Annotated in this window: 16 protein-coding genes; 9 read left to right on the forward strand and 7 right to left on the reverse strand. The window is 71.1% G+C overall.

Annotated features, from left to right (window positions below; genetic code table 11):
* Window positions 1–129: 129 nt before the first annotated feature.
* On the reverse strand, window positions 130–1,116 hold the full coding sequence (locus ACWGSK_RS02580) for a glycoside hydrolase family 6 protein (protein ID WP_358509259.1): 987 nt from the start codon (window positions 1,114–1,116) through the stop codon (window positions 130–132).
* Window positions 1,117–1,365: 249 nt separating this feature from the next.
* Here ACWGSK_RS02580 and ACWGSK_RS02585 point away from each other — a divergent pair, with 249 nt between their 5' ends.
* The gene (locus ACWGSK_RS02585; RefSeq protein ID WP_358509256.1) at window positions 1,366–1,887 is read left to right on the forward strand and encodes a GNAT family N-acetyltransferase; all 522 of its coding nucleotides are present in this window, start codon (window positions 1,366–1,368) and stop codon (window positions 1,885–1,887) included.
* 76 nt (window positions 1,888–1,963) lie between these two features.
* Here the strand turns inward: ACWGSK_RS02585 and ACWGSK_RS02590 are convergent, their stop codons facing one another.
* Window positions 1,964–3,214, reverse strand: a complete 1,251-nt coding sequence (locus ACWGSK_RS02590; RefSeq protein WP_452455063.1) for a DNA cytosine methyltransferase — start codon at window positions 3,212–3,214, stop codon at window positions 1,964–1,966.
* Between the two features lie 55 nt (window positions 3,215–3,269).
* On the opposite strand from ACWGSK_RS02590, the gene ACWGSK_RS02595 reads away from it, so the two are divergent.
* Window positions 3,270–3,722, forward strand: a complete 453-nt coding sequence (locus tag ACWGSK_RS02595) for a very short patch repair endonuclease (RefSeq protein WP_452455064.1) — start codon at window positions 3,270–3,272, stop codon at window positions 3,720–3,722.
* Here ACWGSK_RS02595 and ACWGSK_RS02600 read toward each other — a convergent pair.
* Both ACWGSK_RS02600 and ACWGSK_RS02605 read right to left on the reverse strand, forming a co-directional pair.
* Complete coding sequence (locus ACWGSK_RS02600) at window positions 3,703–4,581, reverse strand: aldo/keto reductase (RefSeq protein WP_452455065.1); 879 nt, start codon at window positions 4,579–4,581, stop codon at window positions 3,703–3,705. The two genes, ACWGSK_RS02595 and ACWGSK_RS02600, sit on opposite strands and share 20 nt — an antisense overlap.
* Window positions 4,582–4,762: 181 nt before the next feature.
* Complete coding sequence (locus ACWGSK_RS02605; protein ID WP_358509244.1) at window positions 4,763–5,566, reverse strand: IclR family transcriptional regulator domain-containing protein; 804 nt, start codon at window positions 5,564–5,566, stop codon at window positions 4,763–4,765.
* A gap of 181 nt (window positions 5,567–5,747) precedes the next feature.
* On the opposite strand from ACWGSK_RS02605, the gene ACWGSK_RS02610 reads away from it, so the two are divergent.
* From ACWGSK_RS02610 to pcaDC, 7 genes are all read left to right on the forward strand, one after another.
* Window positions 5,748–6,599, forward strand: coding sequence for a CoA transferase subunit A (locus ACWGSK_RS02610; protein WP_358509241.1), 852 nt, complete (start codon window positions 5,748–5,750; stop codon window positions 6,597–6,599).
* Complete coding sequence (locus ACWGSK_RS02615) at window positions 6,596–7,357, forward strand: CoA-transferase subunit beta (RefSeq protein ID WP_358509238.1); 762 nt, start codon at window positions 6,596–6,598, stop codon at window positions 7,355–7,357. The genes ACWGSK_RS02610 and ACWGSK_RS02615 overlap by 4 nt, the downstream gene beginning before the upstream one ends.
* A 61-nt stretch (window positions 7,358–7,418) precedes the next feature.
* On the forward strand, window positions 7,419–8,594 hold the full coding sequence (locus tag ACWGSK_RS02620) for a thiolase family protein (RefSeq protein ID WP_452455066.1): 1,176 nt from the start codon (window positions 7,419–7,421) through the stop codon (window positions 8,592–8,594).
* A 27-nt stretch (window positions 8,595–8,621) separates the two neighbouring features.
* A complete protein-coding gene (gene pcaH, locus ACWGSK_RS02625; protein WP_452455067.1) occupies window positions 8,622–9,371 on the forward strand; it encodes a protocatechuate 3,4-dioxygenase subunit beta in 750 nt (249 codons plus the stop codon).
* The gene (gene pcaG / locus ACWGSK_RS02630; RefSeq protein ID WP_358509229.1) at window positions 9,368–9,931 is read left to right on the forward strand and encodes a protocatechuate 3,4-dioxygenase subunit alpha; all 564 of its coding nucleotides are present in this window, start codon (window positions 9,368–9,370) and stop codon (window positions 9,929–9,931) included. The genes pcaH and pcaG overlap by 4 nt, the downstream gene beginning before the upstream one ends.
* A gap of 19 nt (window positions 9,932–9,950) precedes the next feature.
* A complete protein-coding gene (gene pcaB / locus ACWGSK_RS02635; protein WP_452455068.1) occupies window positions 9,951–11,333 on the forward strand; it encodes a 3-carboxy-cis,cis-muconate cycloisomerase in 1,383 nt (460 codons plus the stop codon).
* Window positions 11,330–12,463 carry a bifunctional 3-oxoadipate enol-lactonase/4-carboxymuconolactone decarboxylase PcaDC gene (gene pcaDC / locus ACWGSK_RS02640; protein WP_452455069.1) on the forward strand — a complete coding sequence of 378 codons (1,134 nt, stop codon included), beginning with the start codon at window positions 11,330–11,332 and terminating at the stop codon, window positions 12,461–12,463. The genes pcaB and pcaDC overlap by 4 nt, the downstream gene beginning before the upstream one ends.
* 52 nt (window positions 12,464–12,515) lie before the next feature.
* On the opposite strand, the gene ACWGSK_RS02645 is transcribed toward pcaDC, so the two are convergent.
* The 3 genes from ACWGSK_RS02645 to ACWGSK_RS02655 all read right to left on the reverse strand — a co-directional run bounded on the left by ACWGSK_RS02645 (window position 12,516) and on the right by ACWGSK_RS02655 (window position 17,217).
* Window positions 12,516–13,352: an SAM-dependent methyltransferase gene (locus ACWGSK_RS02645; RefSeq protein ID WP_358509220.1), complete on the reverse strand. Its 837-nt coding sequence runs from the start codon at window positions 13,350–13,352 to the stop codon at window positions 12,516–12,518.
* A 107-nt stretch (window positions 13,353–13,459) separates the two neighbouring features.
* A complete protein-coding gene (locus ACWGSK_RS02650) occupies window positions 13,460–14,152 on the reverse strand; it encodes an SWIM zinc finger family protein (protein WP_358509217.1) in 693 nt (230 codons plus the stop codon).
* The gene (locus ACWGSK_RS02655; RefSeq protein WP_358509214.1) at window positions 14,149–17,217 is read right to left on the reverse strand and encodes a DEAD/DEAH box helicase; all 3,069 of its coding nucleotides are present in this window, start codon (window positions 17,215–17,217) and stop codon (window positions 14,149–14,151) included. Before ACWGSK_RS02655 ends, ACWGSK_RS02650 begins: the two co-directional genes overlap by 4 nt.
* Window positions 17,218–17,307: the final 90 nt, after the last annotated feature.

The following is a 17,307-nucleotide window of genomic DNA, read 5'->3' on the forward strand; positions in this document are numbered from 1 at the left end:
AACGTCGCGTACGCGAAAGAGTTTTCGCCCGTTTCTTGCGTTGAGGGGTGTGAAGGCCGCCGGAGCCGGAACCGGTCGGCTCCGGCGACCTCCTTCACGCGACGGGAACCGGCCGCCGCGTGCGTTCGGTCAGGCGCCGGCGTTCTCGGCCAGTTCGTGGGCGATGTCGGGGATGAAGGAACCGGCCGGTCCCGCGCACCCGTCGGCCTCGCCGGGCAGCTTCACCCACACGAAGGCGTCCACGACCGGGCTGCCGGTGTCGGAGGTGGTCGGGGTGCCCAGGGCGCGGCCGGGCGGGTCGCACCATTCGCTGTCGTCGGCGGGGCCGTTGCCGTTGCGGCTGGTGTCCACGATCGCGGTCAGGTCCAGGCCACTGGCGGCCACGATGGCCTCGGCGTGGGAGACCTCGTCGGCCGTGGTGCGGTAGTTGGAGACGTTGGTGGCGATGCCGTGGGCGGTCTCGCCCGCGTCCACGCCGTGCAGCAGCTCGGCGATGTCCTCGGGGGTGTGCCAGTTCGAGTTGCCTACGTCGAGGTAGACGCGCGCCTGGTCGGAGGCCTGCCGAAGGGTGCCGCCGGCGTAGGAGATGGACTCCATGACCTCGGCGGGCGGTTGGCCCTCGCAGCTGCCCATGAGCGAGAGCGCGTCGGGCTCGATCACGATGGTGGCGGGGCGACCGTCCAGACCGGCGGCGAAGGAGTCGATCCAGGAGCGGTAGGACTCGTGGTCGGGGGCGCCGCCGTCACTGTGGTTTCCGCAGTCACGGCCGGGGACGTTGTAGACGACCATGACGGGTACGGTGCCGTCGGCCTCCGCGGCCGAGGCCAGGGCGTCCACCTCGGCCTCGATGGTGGTGGGGTCGTAGTTGGCGAACCAGGTCGCCTGGGCCACGCTCGCGATGCGCTCCTCGATGAGCGCGGCCCGTGGGTCGTCGGGGTTGTCGGCCACCCATCGGGCCGCGGAGGCGTCGGGGTTGACGTAGAACCCGCTGTCCTGGGTCGCTTCGGGGACTTCTTCGGCGTGGGAGACGGTCTGTGCGGGGGTGGCGCAGCCTGCGACGAGCAGGCCCAGCGCCACTGTGGTCACGGCCCTCAGGGCCGTGCGTGGTGTCGTCATCTCTCGTTCACTACTCCTAGCGGATCGGAGTCGGGGGATAGGGATGGACCAGAATGTGGGAGCGCTCCCAATTTGGAACCCTAGCGACCGCCGCGCTCCGTGTGAAGGGGGTCACGGAAAGCTTCCAGCGTCGGAACCTCCGGTCGAGGAGGCCCTGTCGGTCAACGCCCAGGCCTGCCGGGGCAAGGTATTCGGACTCATGTGGCAGCCCCCCTGTGCCGGTGCTTCGTAGAGCGCTAACGTTGTGATATGAGCCTTGAGCTGCCAACCGACCGACTCCTGATCAGGGAGTGGGAGCTGGACGACGCCGAATCGGCCCTGAGGGTGTACGGGGCCGACGAGGTCGCGCACTGGCTGACGCCGGAATGGCAACCGGTGACCGACGACAGCGCCATGCGCTCGGTGCTCCACGCCTGGATCGAGGCGGGACCGAACCTGATCCCACCCGCCGGGCGCTGGGCGATCGTTCGCAAGGAGGACGGAGAGCTGGTGGGAGGGCTTTCACTGAAGCTGCTCCCGCCCTTCGAGGAGGACTTCGAACTGAGCTGGGCCCTTCGACCGGAGGTGTGGGGCCAGGGGTACGCGACCGAGGCCAGCCGGGCCATCATCGCCTGGGCCTTCGAGCAGGGCATCGAGGAGGTGTTCGCGGTCGCCCGGCCCAAGAACGAAAGAGCCATCGCGGTGGCCCGAAGACTGGGTATGGAATGGGTCGGCGAGACCGAGAAGTACTACAACATGCGTCTGCAGGTCTTCCGCCTGCGACCGGGATAGTCCCACCTTCCACAGGCACGGGGTCCGCCGGAGGCATCGACGGGCCCTTCGCCATGGCGGGCTCGCCCCCGCCGACTCAGGGTGCCGTCGGGCGCGGGGGATCGGCGACCACGCCCACCCCCACCAGGTACCGGTACACCTGGCCGGCCAACGCCGAGGCCAGCCCCACCGGCACGGCGTTGCCGATCTGGCGGGCGATCTGCAGCTTGCTCCCGCACCAACGGAAGTCCTCGTCGAAACCCTGGATGTGGGCGGCCTCCATGTGCGTGATCGGCCGGTGCTCACTGGGATGCAGGTAGCGCCCCTTCTCGGGTTTGAAGAACTCGGTGCGGATGGTGACCGAGGGGCGATCCGTGCGCAGACGGCCCATGACGTCACCGGTCCCGGTCCGGTGCCGCAACCAGGCACGCGTGGACAACTCCGGTGGCAGGTCGTTGCGGTTGCCCCCGGGCGGGATCGCCTCATAGCGCAGGCGCGACAGGGGCCTGGGGTTACGGCCCAGGTGCAGCTCGAAGGTCCGGTAGGCCCCGGGAAGCTCGACCCCCAACGGTGCGCAGGAACGCGCGGGCAGTTCGGTCGTGGTGGTCGCGCGCGGGGTCTTGGCGAAGATCGACTCCACCGTCTCCCACGGCGACAGCGGCGCGCCGCCCCCCAACATGGGTTCGACCGGTCCGGGCATCGGGCCACCGTGCCGGACGCGGGTGTGCGTGGGGCGGGGGTGGTCCAGGCCCGACCCTTCGGGGGCGGCGGCTAGCACGTCTCGTCGGGTGGCCAGCACGATGGCCCGCCGGCGGGCCTGGGGGACCCCGTAGTCGGCCGCGTTCAGCACCCGGGCCTCGGTCAGTTCGTACTCGCCCAGCAGCCCGCCCGGGTCCTCGGTCTCGGCGCGCAACAGCGCGTACTCTCCCGAGTCCAGGAACCTCGCCACGTTCTCGATCACGAACACCTTGGGACGCAGGGCCCGCACCACCCGCACGTACTCACGCCAGAGCACGTTGCGCACGTCGCCCTGGTCGCCGAGCAGGTTCTTCTTGTTGAGCGCCGAGAACCCCTGGCAGGGTGGGCCGCCCAGGATGACGTCCACTTCCTCTTGGACCACACCGGGATCCCAGGCCTCGATGTCACCGGCGTGGACGCGTTCGATACCGGTGTGCTCACCGAAGTTGGCCGCGTAGGTGGAGGCCGCCGCCAGGTCGTGCTCGACCGCGCCCACGGTACGGAAAGGGGAGTCGTCGCGTCCTGGTGTCCGGTAGGAGTGGAAGCCCGCGGTGAGCCCGCCACACCCCGAGAACAGGTCGACGATGGTGATCGAGTCGTCCGTGAGCATGAGGTTCAAGATAGATGAGGCGTCTCGCGTGGGCGAATCGTTAGGATCGAGGGCGATGGACGCGCGACGGCCGACACGAGCGGCGAACGAGGGCACCCGTAAGAGCATGCGGTCCAACAAGGGGCGTGACACCCGGCCCGAGTTGGCGATCCGCCGCAGGCTGCACGCGGCCGGGTTGCGCTACCGGGTCTCGGCGCGGCCCCTGGCGGGGTTTCGGCGCACGGCCGACCTGGTGTTCTCCCGGATCAAGGTCGCGGTGTTCGTCGACGGTTGTTTCTGGCACGGTTGCCCCGAACACCACACCAAGGCCGCCACCAACGCCGGCTACTGGGCGGAGAAGGTGCGCGTCAACCGGGCACGCGACGCCGCGACCAACGCCCGGCTGAACGAGGAGGGGTGGCACGTGGTGCGGGTGTGGGAGCACGAGGACCCCGACGCCGCGGCCGCGCGCGTGATCGCCGAGGTCCGCGCCGTGCGCGGAACACGCCCTAGGACAGGAAGCGGCTGATCCGCTCGACCTCTTCCTCGGAGAGCCGTACGGCGGCCGCGGCCGTGTTCTCCTCCAGGTGCGCCACCCTCGAAGTGCCCGGGATGGGCAGCATCACGGGGGAGCGGTGCAACAGCCAGGACAGTGCCAGCCGGACCGGGCTGATGTCGTGTTCGGCGGCGATGGAGGCGAGTGGGGAGTGGGGTGAGGCCATCTCCCCGCTCCCGACCGGCGCCCAGGGCAGGAAGGCGATGCCGTCCTTCTCACACTGTTCGAGTACGTCCTCGGACTGGCGGAAGGAGGGGGCGTACTGGTTCTGTACCGAGACGATCGGGGTGATGGCGCGGGCCGCCGAGAGCTCGTCCACACTCACCTCGCTCAGCCCGATGTGTCGGATCTTGCCCTCTTCGCGCAGCTCCACCAGGGCGCCGAGCTGGTCGGCCAGCGGCACCTGGGGGTCGATCCGGTGCAGTTGCAGCAGGTCGATGCGTTCCAGGCCCAGGTTGCGCAGGCTCAGCTCCACTTGCTGCTTGAGGTAGGCGGGGTGGCCCAGTCTGTGCCACTGGGAGGGGCCGGTGCGGGCGAACCCGGCCTTGGTGCCGATGACCAGGTCCTCGGGGTAGGGGTACAGGGCCTCCCTGATGAGCTGTTCGCCGATCTGGGGGCCGTAGGAGTCGGCGGTGTCGATGAAGTCGATGCCCAGTTCGACGACGCGGCGCAGCACCGCCAGGGCCTCGTCGCGGTCACGGGGCGGGCCCCACACCCCCTCGCCGACGAGGCGCATCGCCCCGAACCCCAGGCGATGGACGCGCAGGTCACCGCCCAGTGTGAGTGAGCCCGCCTGCCGTGCGATGGGGGTGGTGATGTGTGCGTCGGTCACGGTGTCCCTTCCGAAGCGGCGCCAGGGCCGGATTCCCGCCATGGTGTCAGTTCACCGGCGGCGCGGCTCGTTCTCGCGTGGTCGTGTCGCCGCCGGGTTCGGGCAGGATCCCAGCCCGGGCTCGGGCCCCGCAAGGCCCGAGCCCATGCGCGGGTGCGAGGTTCCGGGTCGGGTGAGGCCTTCAGCGGGTGGCGTCGCGGCGGGCCACGGCGGCCAGGTCGGCCTCGATCCGGGCGGTGGTCTCCAACAGCGCGGGCAGCAGGTCGCGGCGCACGTCGTCGATGGAGGAACGGTTGGCGTGGGCGGAGACGTTGGCGGCGGCGATGACCTTGCCGTCGGTGTCGCGGATGGGCGCGGCCAGGGAGCGCAGACCTTCCTCCAGTTCCTGGTCGACGATGGCGTAGCCCTGTTCGCGTACCTTGAGGATCTCCGAGCGCAGCCGGGCGGTGTCGGTGATGGTGAAGCGGGTCAGGGAGGGGAGTTCGACCCGGTCCAGGTAGCCGGTGAGGGCGGCCTCGCCGAGCCCGGCCAGTAGGACACGGCCCATGGAGGTGGCCGCGGCGGGGAAGCGGGTGCCCACGGTGATGGCCACGGCCATGATCCGGGAGGTGGCCACGCGGGCCACGTAGAGGACGTCGTCGCCCTCCATCACCGATACCGAGGCGGACTCGCGCACGCGCTGGGAGAGGTCCTCCAGGTGTGGTTGGGCGACGTCGGGCAGGCCGGCGGAGGCCACGTAGGCGTAGCCCAGTTCCAACACGCGCGGGGTCAGGCAGAACATGCGCCCGTCGGTGCGCACGTAGCCCAGGTCCACCAGGGTGAGCAGGAAGCGTCGGGCGGCCGCGCGGGTGAGGTCGGTGGCGCGGGCGACCTCGCTGAGGGTCATGGAGGGTCGTTCGGCGGAGAAAGCGCGAATGACGGTCAGTCCCCGTTCCAGGGACTGGACGAAGTGGGCTCCGCGTCGAGGCGCGTCTTCGGTGGTCATGGAGCCTTCCGGGTCGGGGGGTCGGGTGCGTTCCGCCGTCGGGCGCTGCTCGGCCCACGGACGATGTTCTCATACCGAACACATGTCGAATCTCTTGACCCGTTCTGTGACCGGCGCTACTGTCGTACCCAAGATGTTCGCACTGTGAACATGCATTCGCTATACGAACGGGAGGGTAGCTATGGCCGTGCCCCTGGACGAGGCGGTCGGGCAGCTCGTCCACGACGGAGACACCGTCGCCTTGGAAGGCTTCACCCACCTCATCCCCGTGGCCGCCGGGCACGAGATCATCCGTCAAGGTCTGCGCGACCTCACCTTGGTGCGGATGACGCCCGACATCGTCTACGACCAGCTCATCGGCGCCGGTTGCGCGCGCAAGCTCGTCTTCTCCTGGGGTGGCAACCCCGGGGTCGGCTCGCTCCACCGTTTTCGAGACGCCGTCACCCACTCCTGGCCGGTCCCGTTGGAGATCGAGGAACACAGCCACGCCGGGATGGCCAATCGCTACGTCGCGGGCGCCTCCGGGCTCCCCTTCGCCGTGCTGCGCGGCTACAGCGGTACCGACCTGATCGGCAACAACCCCCACATCAAGACCATCGTCTGCCCCTTCACCGGGCAGGAGTTGGCCGCCGTCCCCGCGCTCAACCCCGACGTGACCGTCATCCACGCCCAGCGCGCCGACGCCGCCGGCAACGTGCAGCTGTGGGGCATCACCGGGATCCAGAAGGAGGCCGCCATGGCCGCCGACCGGGTCCTGGTCACCGTCGAGGAGGTCGTCGACGAGCTCGAAGCCGTGCCCGGCCAGGTGGTCCTGCCGGCCCGGGTCGTGGACGCGGTCAGCGTGGTCCCCGGTGGGGCCGCCCCCTCCTACGCCCACGGTTACTACGAGCGCGACAACGCCGCCTACCGGGACTGGGACGCCGTGGGGCGCGACCGTGAGGCCTTCGGCGCCTGGCTGGCCGAACTCACCGGGCCCACCGGTTCCCAGACCCCATCGACCTCCGACCCCGAACCCGTGGGAAAAGGCGCATGACCACCCTGACCTGGACCTCCGACGAGATCATGACCGTGACCGCCGCGCGCTCGCTGCGCGATGGCATGTCCTGCTTCGTCGGCATCGGTCTGCCCAGCACCGCCGCCAACGTGGCGAGCCGCACCCACGCCCCCGACCTGTGGATGATCTACGAGTCGGGAACCCTGGGCGCCTCCCCGGACCACCTGCCGCTGTCCATCGGTGACGGGATCCTCGCCGAGACCGCCGACACGGTGGTGTCGGTGCCCGAGGTGTTCAACTACTGGCTCCAGGCCGGGCGGATCGACGTCGGTTTCCTCGGCGCCGCCCAGATCGACCGCTACGGCAACATCAACACCACCGTCATCGGTGACTACGCCGACCCCAAGGTGCGTCTGCCCGGAGCGGGTGGTGCCCCCGAGATCGCCGCCTCCTGCCGCGAGGTCATCGTGATCATGCGGCACGGTCGACGGGCCTTCGTCGACAAGGTCGACTTCGTCACCTCGGTCGGGCACGGCGCGGGCCCCGGTGATCGGGAACGGTTGGGGCTCACCGGTGCCGGACCGGTGCGGGTCATCACCGACCTGGGCGTGCTCGAACCCGACCCGATCACCCGCGAGCTCACCCTGGTGGGCGTGCACCCGGGTGTGGAGGTCGCCGACGTGCGCGAGGCCACCGGTTGGGACCTGAGGGTCGCCGAGGATCCACGGCGCACCCCCGAGCCCACCGGCACCGAACTGTCCGTTCTGCGCTCCCTGACCGGTGCGGCCCGACCCTGACCCGATACCGTTTACCTAACGCCGTTAGGTAACTGTACGCCCCACACCCCAGGAGACACCGGTGACCGACGTCCACGTTCTCGACGCCGTCCGCACCCCCTTCGGTCGATACGGCGGCGCCCTCTCGGGCGCCCGCCCCGACGACCTGGCCGCCCACGTGGTCCGCGCCCTGGTCGAGCGCGCGCCCCACCTGGACCCCGCCGCCCTCGACGAGGTCCTGCTCGGCAACGCCAACGGCGCGGGCGAGGAGAACCGCAACGTCGCCCGCATGGCCGCCCTCCTGGCCGGCCTTCCCACCTCCGTGCCCGGGGCCACCGTCAACCGACTGTGCGGCTCCGGGATGGAGGCGGCCGTCCAGGGCGCCCGCGCCGTCCAGACCGGCGACGCCTCCCTGGTCCTGGCCGGGGGAGTGGAATCCATGAGCCGGGCCCCCTGGGTGATGCCCAAACCCACCAAGGCCTTCCCCGTCACCGACGGCACCCTGCACTCCACCACCCTGGGCTGGCGCATGGTCAACCCGCGCATGCCCAAGGAGTGGACGCTGTCGCTGGGGGAGAGCACCGAAAGACTCGCCGACCGGTACGGCGTCGACCGCGCCGACCAGGACGTCTTCGCCCTGGCCAGCCACACCAAGGCCGCCGACGCCTGGGCCAAGGGCGTCTTCGACGACGAGATCGTCCAGGTCGAGGGCGCCCACCTGGAACGTGACGAGAGCATCCGCGAGACCTCCCTCGACAAGCTCGCCTCCCTCAAGCCCGCCTTCCGCGAGGAGGGCACCATCACCGCGGGCAACGCCTCCCCCCTCAATGACGGCGCGGCCGCCCTGCTGTTGGGTGACGACGCCGCGGTCCGGGCCACCGGGCACGAGCCCCTGGCCCGCCTGGTCAGCCGGGGCGTGGCGGGGGTCGATCCCGACGTCTTCGGCATCGGCCCCGTGCGCGCCGCCGAGATCGCCCTGGACCGAGCGGGCATCACCTGGTCCGACCTGTCGGCGGTGGAGCTCAACGAGGCCTTCGCCGCCCAGTCCCTGGCCTGTATCCGCGGTTGGAAGGGGCTGGACCCCGACATCGTCAACCCCAATGGCGGCGCCATCGCCATCGGTCATCCCCTCGGTGCCTCGGGGGCGCGCGTCATCGGCTCACTGGCCCACCAACTGCGCCGCAACGGTGGCGGTTGGGGGTTGGCCGCCCTGTGCATCGGGGTCGGTCAGGGGTTGGCCGTCGTCCTGCACGCCTGAACGGGCACGCCTGAAAGGATCAGCACCATGTCCGACACCTCCCACGAGGGTCTGTACGTGCCCGGCTACGTGCGCGACCACGACACCCATCCCCCGCTGGACCACCCGTTCTACAAGAGCACCTCGCTGCGCCACCCCCGGCGTCCGCTCACCCTGCTCCCGCACATGCTCACCGAGATCACCTCACCCGTTTTGGGCGAGGACCGCGTCGTCGGTGGCGACCACGACCTGACCCGCCAACACGACGGCGAAGCCCAGGGTCAGCGCATCATCGTGCACGGGCAGGTCCGTGACAGCGACGGCCGCCCCGTCCCGCACACCCTCGTGGAGATCTGGCAGGCCAACGCCGGTGGCCGTTACCGGCACACCGCCGACAACTGGCCCGCGCCCCTGGACCCGAACTTCAGTGGTGTGGGCCGTGTCCTCAGCGACGACCAGGGTCGCTACCGGTTCGTCACCATCCGCCCGGGCGCCTACCCCTGGAAGAATCACCAGAACGCCTGGCGTCCCGCCCACATCCACTTCTCGCTGTTCGGCCGCGCCTTCACCCAGCGCCTGGTCACGCAGATGTACTTCCCCGACGACCCGCTCTTCTTCCAGGACCCCATGTGGCAGTCGGTCCCGGACGAGAGGGCCCGCGAGCGCATGCTCGCCCGTTTCGACTACGACACCACCGAACCCGAGTGGGCCCTGTCCTACCGGTGGGACATCGTGTTGCGCGGACGCGAACAGACCCCGTTCGAGTCCGAGGAAGAGGTCCTGGAGGACGACGAGTGAGCACCCATCCCACCACCCCGTCCCAGACCGTGGGCCCCTACCTGCACATCGGCCTGCCCTGGCCCGACGGCCCCTTCGCGGTCGCCGAGGGCACTCCGGGCGCGGTGTGGTTGCGCGGCACCGTCTACGATGGCGCGGGCTCGCCGGTCACCGACGCCCTGATCGAGACCTGGCAGGCCGACCCCGACGGTCGCTTCGACCACCCCGACGACCCGCGTGGGGCCCGGCACCTGCCCGGCTTTCGTGGGTTCGGGCGCTGCCCCACCGACGACACCGGCTCCTACGCCGTCCTCACCCTCAAACCCGGCCCCGTCCCCGGGCCCACCGGGGACCAGGCCCCGCACGTGGACGTGTCGGTCTTCGCGCGCGGCATGCTGCACCGCGTGGTCACCCGCCTGTACTTTCCGGAGGAGGAGGGCGCCAACGCCCAGGATCCGGTGTTGAACACCATCGAGGACCCGAGGGCGCGCGCCACCCTCATCGCCCACCGTGAGGACGACGGCTACCGCCTGGACATCCACCTGCAGGGCGAGGACGAGACCGTCTTCTTCGACATCTGAGCACAGCGAGGAAACCGCCATGACCGGCCTGTTCGACGGGGTTCTCGACCGAGGCCCCGTGGGTCCGCTCACCGACGACACCGCCTGGCTGCGGGCTCTGCTGGAGGCCGAGTCCGCCCTGGCCGGGGCGTTGGCCGACACCGGACTCATCACCGTCGAACAGGCCGGTGCCATCGCCGACGCCTGTGTCGCCGACCGCTACGATCCCGTGGCCCTGGGCGCGGCGGCCGCCGGCGGGGGCAACCCCGTCATCCCCCTGGTCAAGGAGCTGACCGCACGGGTCCGTGCGAGGGACCCCGAAGCCGCCCGGCACGTACACCGCGGTGCCACCAGCCAGGACGTCATGGACACCGCCGCCATGCTGGTGGTGTGCCGGGCCGGTCGCGCGTTGCACACCGACCTGACCCTGCTGAGCGTCGACCTCGCCGACCTGGCCCACCGGTACCGCACCACGCCCATGCCGGGGCGCACCCTCCTCCAACAGGCCCTGCCCACCACCTTCGGCGCCGTCGCGGCCGGCTGGGCCCAGGGGTTGAGTTCGGCCGCCCGGCGGCTCGACGAGGTCCTCACCCACCATGTGGCCGCCCAGCTCGGCGGCGCGGTGGGCACCCTGGCCTCCCTGGACCCGCACGGCCCCGACGTGGCCGCCGCCTACGCCGCCCGCCTGGAACTGCCCGAACCCCCGTTGCCCTGGCACACCGAACGCGGGCGCGTGGCCGAGGTCGCCGCCGTCCTGGGACGGGTGTGCGGTGCGGCCGGAACCGTCGCCCAGGACGTGGTCCTGCTCGCCCAGACCGAGGTCGGGGAGGTCACCGAGGAGGGCGGTGTCGGGGTCGGGGGGTCCTCCACGATGCCGCACAAACGCAATCCGGTCGCGGCGGTCTCCGCCCTGGCCAACGCCCGACAGGCCCCCGGGCTGGTCGCCACCCTCCTGGCCGCGCAGATCCAGGAACACCAGCGTGCGGCCGGTTCCTGGCACGCGGAGTGGCTGCCCCTGACCGACCTGCTGCGCCGGACCGGTTCGGCCGTGTCCTGGCTGCGCACCGGCGTCGAACGTATGCGCGTGCACCCCGACCGAATGCGCGCCAACCTCGACCTCACCGGCGGCCTGGCCCTGAGCGAACGCCTGACCACCGACCTGATCCCCGAACTGGGTCGTATGGAGGCCCACCGCCGGGTCACCGAGGCCTGCCGGGAGGCGGTGGCCCAGGGCCGCGACCTCGTCGACGCGGTCACCGAACGCCTCGAAGGGGCACGCACCTCCGAACAGGTCCGTGCCCTGCTCGACCCGTCCGCCTACCTGGGCGCCGCCCCCGTGTTCACCGATCGGGTCACGGGTAGGACCGGCCCGGATGGGATCGGCCGGCCGAGTCGTACCGACAGTGAAGAAGGAAGTCCATGAGCGTTGAACTCCACCACACCGTGAGCGGCCCGGCGGACGCCCCGCCCCTGGTCCTGGGGGGTTCCCTCGGTACCACCCTGGACATGTGGGAGCCGCAGGTCCAGGCCCTGTCCACGAACTTCCGGGTGATCCGGATCGACCATCGCGGACACGGGGACTCGCCCGCGCCGGAGGGCCCCTACAGCATGGCCGACCTGGGCGGGGACGTGTTGGCCCTGCTGGACCGGCTGGGCATCGAACGCGCCCACTACGCGGGGCTGTCCATCGGTGGGATGGTCGGTCAGTGGTTGGCGATCAACGCCCCCGAACGGATCGACCGGCTCGTCCTGTTGGCGACCTCTCCCCACATGGGTCCGGCGCGGAACTGGCGCGACCGCGCCGCCACGGTGCGGGAGAAGGGCACCGTCGCCCTGGCCGGCACCGTGGTGGAACGTTGGTTCACCCCCGGCTTCGTCGAGGAGTATCCCGATGAGGTCCGTGTGCTGCGCGAGCAGATCGTGGCCACCCCCGACCAGGGGTACGCGGGCTGTTGCGGGGCCATCGAAGGCCACGACACCCGCGAGGACCTGCACCGTGTTTCGGCCCCCACCCTGGTGGTCTCCGGGGCCCAGGACCCTTCCACCCCGCCCGAGGAGCACGGCGCGCTACTGGCCGAACGCATCCCCGGGGCCCGCTCCGTGGTGCTGGAGGGTGCCGCGCACCTGCTCTCCTGGGAACGCGCCGGCCGGGTGAACACGCTCATCACCGAACACCTGACCGCCGCGGACCGGTACGCCGCCGGCATGCGGGTGCGCCGGGGCGTGCTCGGTGACACCCACGTGGACCGGGCCGAGTCGCGCAAGACCGAGTTCACCGAACCCTTCCAAGACCTGATCACCCGGTACGCCTGGGGTGAGATCTGGACCCGCCCGGGGTTGGATCGCCGTACCCGCAGTTGCATGGTGCTGACCGCCCTGGTCGCGAAGGGGCACTGGGGCGAACTGGCCATGCACGTGCGCGCCGCGCTGCGCAACGGGTTGAGCCCGGACGAGATCGGTGAGGTGTTCTTGCAGGCCGCCATCTACTGCGGGGTGCCGGCCGCCAACAAGGCCTTCGCCCTCGCCCAGGAGGTCTTCGACGAACAGGACTGATCCCCTACCGGGCGGTCCAGGGTCGGAAGTACCCCACGCGGGGGTGCGCCGGTCATGGCTTGAAGGCGACCCCGGAGAGCTCCCAACGTTTGACGCCGGGATCGGCCGGCCGGGAGATGGGGTCGCGGTCGGGGTTGCGCCAGGTGGAGCAGTCCACCTTGCGCGGCTCCTCCTCGCGACCGTCGGTCCAGGCGCTGACCACCTCCAACCCCTCGAATACGGCGGCGGCCTCCTGGGGACTGCGCACCCGGCCCCAGGGGGTGCCGAAGGACAGGATCTTGTCGGTCATCCAGGCTGCGGCCTCGGGGTCGTCGGAGACGATGTGGGAGAAGATGATCGCAGACCCGGGGGCGAGCCGTTCCACCAGCCCGCGCACCATCCCGAAGGGGTCGCTGTCGTCGGGCAGACAGTGCAGCAGGGACACCATCATGACGCAGACCGGCCGGTCGGGGTCGATGAGCTTGACGGCCTCGGGCGAGCGCAGGATGCGGTCGGTGTCGCGGATGTCGGACAGCAGGAACGCGGTGGTGTCGGTGTCACCGAGCAGGGCGCGTCCGTGGGCGAGCACGATCGGGTCGTGGTCGATGTACAGGACCCGGGCCCGGGGGTTGGCCCGTTGGGCGACCTGGTGGGTGTTGTCGGTGGTGGGCAGGCCGGCGCCCAGGTCGAGGAACTGGTCGATGCCGCGCGAGCTCACGTAGTCCACGGCCCGGCCCAGGAAGGCCCGGTTGTCGTTGGCGAAGGAGACGAGTTCGGGGATGCCCGCGGCGAGTTCTTCGCACGCCTTGCGGTCGGAGGCGAAGTTGTCCTTTCCGCCCAGCAGGTAGTCGTACATTCGTGCGATGCTGGGGGTGTCCATGTCGATGTGCGGGGGGAAGCGATCGGCCATATGAGAATACCAATCAGGGCTAGTTGTTCGAGTTCGTCTCCAGGTGAATGGTAACCGTGTTTCGTCGGACTTACCGGCGTTCGGCGAAAGAAAAACGGGTGGGCCGTTCAGGGGGTCTCGAATTGGGGGAGCTCGTCGGCGACAAGTCCCGGTGCGGCGGCTCTGACGCGGTCTCCGGTGCCTGAGGGGAGGGTGGGAACAGGGGGTTGTGGTATCGGGTTCCAAAATGAGTCGGGCGAAAACCGATCCGTGGTTATCGCCCCCGCGGCCAAAACATCACCGGAGCCTTCTTCCCTCGAATACGAAGAGTCCTCCCCGTCGTTCTCGACGCTCGGAAGTTCCCTATCACCCGTGGAGAGGTCCCGGACCAGCGCGACCAACGACCGTCGGTCCAGGCCCGCCCACCGGGTCAGCACGAACGGGTCCGCGTCGGCCTGTTCGCCCAGTGCCGCGGCCACCGCTCGCAGATGGGCGCACCGTCCACGCCAGTGCTCGCACGAACAGGTCGTGACCAGGTCCCCCCACCCCGCCGGGACCAGGTCCAACCCCAACAGCGCGAACACCCGCGCCGCGGCCTCGGGCAGTTCACCGGCCAGTAGCCGGGCGCGGAAGAGCGGTTGGGAGGCCAGCGCGGCCCCGACCCGGGACCACTCACGCTCGGGCCACACGGCGCGGATCAGGCTCACCTCGTGAGGGCCCACCCGGGCCAGCGCCTCGCCGGGGCGCACCCGCAACCCGGTGACGGTCTCGGCGCCCCCCGAACCCGCCAAGGCCTCGCCCACCAGAGTCGACCAGCTCATCCGGCCACCGCCTCGGGTGCCAGGCGCACCACCTCGCGCAGGTCCTGTACCGACAACCCGCCCAGCCACTCCTCGCCGGTGGTCACGGCGGCGTCGGCCAGCGCGCTCTTGCGTTCGATCATCTCGTCCACACGTTCCTCCACGGTGCCCACGCACACCATCTTGCGCACCTGCACGTCGCGGCGCTGACCGATGCGGAACGCCCGGTCGGTGGCCTGGTTCTCCACCGCCGGGTTCCACCAGCGGTCCACGTGCACCACGTGGTTGGCGGCGGTCAGGTTCAGGCCGGTTCCGGCGGCCTTGAGGGAGAGCAGGAACACGGCCGGTCCCCGCAGCGTCTGGAAGTGCTCGGTCATGTGCTCGCGGTCGGCCCGGGAAGTGCCCCCGTGCAGCCACAGCACCGGAACCCCCAGACGAGAACGCAGGTAGGGCGCCAGACGCTCGCCCCAACGCGCGTACTGGGTGAAGCACAGCGCCTTGTCGCCCTCGGCCACGGCCTCGCCCAGGATCGCCTCCAACCGCTCCAGCTTGCCCGAACGCCCCGCCAGGGCCGACCCGTCCCCCAGGAACTGCGCCGGGTGGTTGCAGATCTGCTTGAGCCGCGACATCGTCGCCAACACCAGCCCCTTGCGCTCCTTGTCGTCGGCCTCGGCCAGACGCTCGCCCATCTCGTCCACCACGGCCTTGTACAGCGAGGCCTGCTCGGGGGTGAGCGTGCACCAGGTGCGCATCTGGTGCTTCTCGGGCAGGTCGGCGATGATCGACCGGTCGGTCTTCAACCGGCGCAGCACGAACGGGCCGGTCAACCGGCGCACCAGGTCCGTGCCTCCACCACCACCGTCGCCGCCCGAGCCGCCGGGACCGTCCAAGGACGCCGCGCCACCGTCCACCTCGGCCTCGGCGCGGTCGGCCACCGCGCGTTGGAAGTCGGCGGACGTGCCCAACAGCCCGGGGTTGGCGAACTCCATCACCGACCACAGCTCACCCAGGTTGTTCTCCACCGGGGTTCCGGTGAGCGCGATACGGGTCGCGGCCGGCAGTGAACGCACCGCTCGCGCCTGGCGGGTGTCGTGGTTCTTCAACGCCTGCGCCTCGTCGCACACCACCCGGTGCCAGGGCATGCCCGCCAGTTCGTCGGCGTCGCGCGCCACCACTCCGTAGGTGGTGACCACCAGGTCGCAGTTGCCGACGATGCGCGCCATCGCGTTGCCCGTGGGCCGGTCCGGTCCGTGTTGGACGTGCACCCGCAGGTCGGGGGCGAACCTCTCCGCCTCGCGCCGCCAGTTGCCGACCAGCGACACCGGGCACACCAGCAGGGTGGGACCGGGGGCGGACCCCTCGGCGCGTTCGTCGGTGAGCAGCGCCAACAACTGCACGGTCTTGCCCAACCCCATGTCGTCGGCGAGCACCGCGCCCAGGCCCAGTTCGCCCAGGAACCGCAGCCAGGAGGCACCGCGGTCCTGGTAGGGGCGCAGCGCCCCCTTGAACCCGACCGGGGTGCCCATGGGGCGGGGCTCGGCCTTGGCGCCACCGTTCAGCAGGGCGCCCAGGGGGCCGTCGGCCACCACGTCCGCCACCGGCAACGGGACGGGCGCGGCCCCGATGGCGGCCCTCAGCGCCTCTTCCCGGCCCATCGGTCGCCGTGCGCCGCGCCGCATCAGCTCCAGCGCCGAGGCGACCCGCTCGGGGTCCATCTCCATCCATCGGCCGCGCACGCGTACCAGCGAGCGTTTGAGCCGGGCCAGTTCGGCCAGCTCGGTGAGTTCGTCCTCGCTCAGCGCGGTGGTGTCCTCGGGGCCGGTCAGCAGCGCCTCGAAGGACACGTCCACCAGGTCCATGGGGCTCACCCCGCCGCGACGGCGGCGCGCGGGTTCCTCGGCGACGGTCATCCGCAGGGCCAGGCCGTCGCGCCGGCTCCATTCGGGCAGTACCACGGAGAACCCGGCCTCGGTCAGACGTCGGGCCCCCTCGCCCACGAAGGCCTGGGCCCCCGCGGTGTCCATGAACAGTCGGGCCGGGGCCAGGTCGGCCAGGGCCCGGCTCAGGGCGGGCAGGTGGCGGGCGGCGCGGCGCAGGTCGGCCAGGGCCGTGCTGGCCACGTCCCGGGGCAGCCACGCGGCGCCCTCGCCGAGCCAGACCTGTTCCAGGGGCAGTCGCAGGCCGGGATCGGTGGTGGAGCGGACCCAGAACTCCAGGGTCCAGGGGCGAGGGCCGTTACGCGGCCCCTCTGGTTCGGGTTCGCGCAGTACGAACACCAGTCGGGCGCGGCCACCGCCGCGCACCCGGTCCCGCCACTCGCGCAGGGGGCCGCGCAAGGCGTCTGCGGCGTCGTCGTCCAGGCGAGTGCGTTCGGTGGTCAGGGCGGTGGCCAGCCGTGCGGCGGGGGAGGGGAGCCCGTCCCCGTGGACGTGTTCGGGGGCCCGGGCCAGCCGGCGGGCCACGGCGTCGGTGAGCAGTTCCAGGGGCGCCAGCACGCAGGAGCGGGCGGCCTCGGCGCGTTCGGGGCCGTTCAGGTGGGCGATGGCCGCCGGTGGCAGTGCTTCGGTGAGGGCGGACAGGTGTTCCTCGGCGGTGTCCAGCGGGGCGGGCCGCCAACGAGCACGCGGTGGGGTACCGACCAGGTCGGGTAGTACGCACCCGGCGTGGACCAGGCGTTCGGCGAAGGCGTGCACGCCGCACAGGTGGGTCAGGGCCGGTCCGATCCGGGGTGCGTCAGCGTCGGTCGGTCGCGTGCGCAGGGAGCCGAGGAGGAGGTCGGCTCCGACCGTGTCCAGTGCCAGGGCGGGGACACGCCAGGTCCCGAATCCGCCGGCCGGTCCCGACGTTCGTTCTCCAGGGGCGGGGGAGAGGGAGCGCAGGGGGAGACCGTCGGCCTCGGGCAGGGTCAGGAAGGACTCGTTCGGTGCGAGGCGCTCCGGTGGAACCCCGGCCCGGGTGAGCAGCGCGCGCAGCCCGGCCAGATCCTCGGCGAAGGGGTGCGCGCCCGGTGCCGGGTCGCTCACCGCCTCGCCCTCGGCCCACACCATCAGTGTGTCCCTGGACCACATCCCGTGCAGAACCCGCACCGCGCCCCCCTGTTGAACACGCCCGACGTCGCCGGCCCCCAGTATGGCGGGGACCGGCGACGTTTCCGTGTTCGGGTGGGGAGGCCCGCC

It is taken from the genome of Nocardiopsis sp. NPDC055551, from assembly GCF_053619415.1.

Coding starts and splice junctions, on each gene's coding strand:
- ACWGSK_RS02580 (WP_358509259.1), bottom strand. CDS start 1,116: ATGACGACACCACGCACGGCCCTGAGGGCCGTGACCACAGTGGCGCTG.
- ACWGSK_RS02585 (WP_358509256.1), top strand. CDS start 1,366: ATGAGCCTTGAGCTGCCAACCGACCGACTCCTGATCAGGGAGTGGGAG.
- ACWGSK_RS02590 (WP_452455063.1), bottom strand. CDS start 3,214: ATGCTCACGGACGACTCGATCACCATCGTCGACCTGTTCTCGGGGTGT.
- ACWGSK_RS02595 (WP_452455064.1), top strand. CDS start 3,270: ATGGACGCGCGACGGCCGACACGAGCGGCGAACGAGGGCACCCGTAAG.
- ACWGSK_RS02605 (WP_358509244.1), bottom strand. CDS start 5,566: ATGACCACCGAAGACGCGCCTCGACGCGGAGCCCACTTCGTCCAGTCC.
- ACWGSK_RS02610 (WP_358509241.1), top strand. CDS start 5,748: ATGGCCGTGCCCCTGGACGAGGCGGTCGGGCAGCTCGTCCACGACGGA.
- ACWGSK_RS02615 (WP_358509238.1), top strand. CDS start 6,596: ATGACCACCCTGACCTGGACCTCCGACGAGATCATGACCGTGACCGCC.
- pcaH (WP_452455067.1), top strand. CDS start 8,622: ATGTCCGACACCTCCCACGAGGGTCTGTACGTGCCCGGCTACGTGCGC.
- pcaB (WP_452455068.1), top strand. CDS start 9,951: ATGACCGGCCTGTTCGACGGGGTTCTCGACCGAGGCCCCGTGGGTCCG.
- pcaDC (WP_452455069.1), top strand. CDS start 11,330: ATGAGCGTTGAACTCCACCACACCGTGAGCGGCCCGGCGGACGCCCCG.
- ACWGSK_RS02645 (WP_358509220.1), bottom strand. CDS start 13,352: ATGGCCGATCGCTTCCCCCCGCACATCGACATGGACACCCCCAGCATC.
- ACWGSK_RS02650 (WP_358509217.1), bottom strand. CDS start 14,152: ATGAGCTGGTCGACTCTGGTGGGCGAGGCCTTGGCGGGTTCGGGGGGC.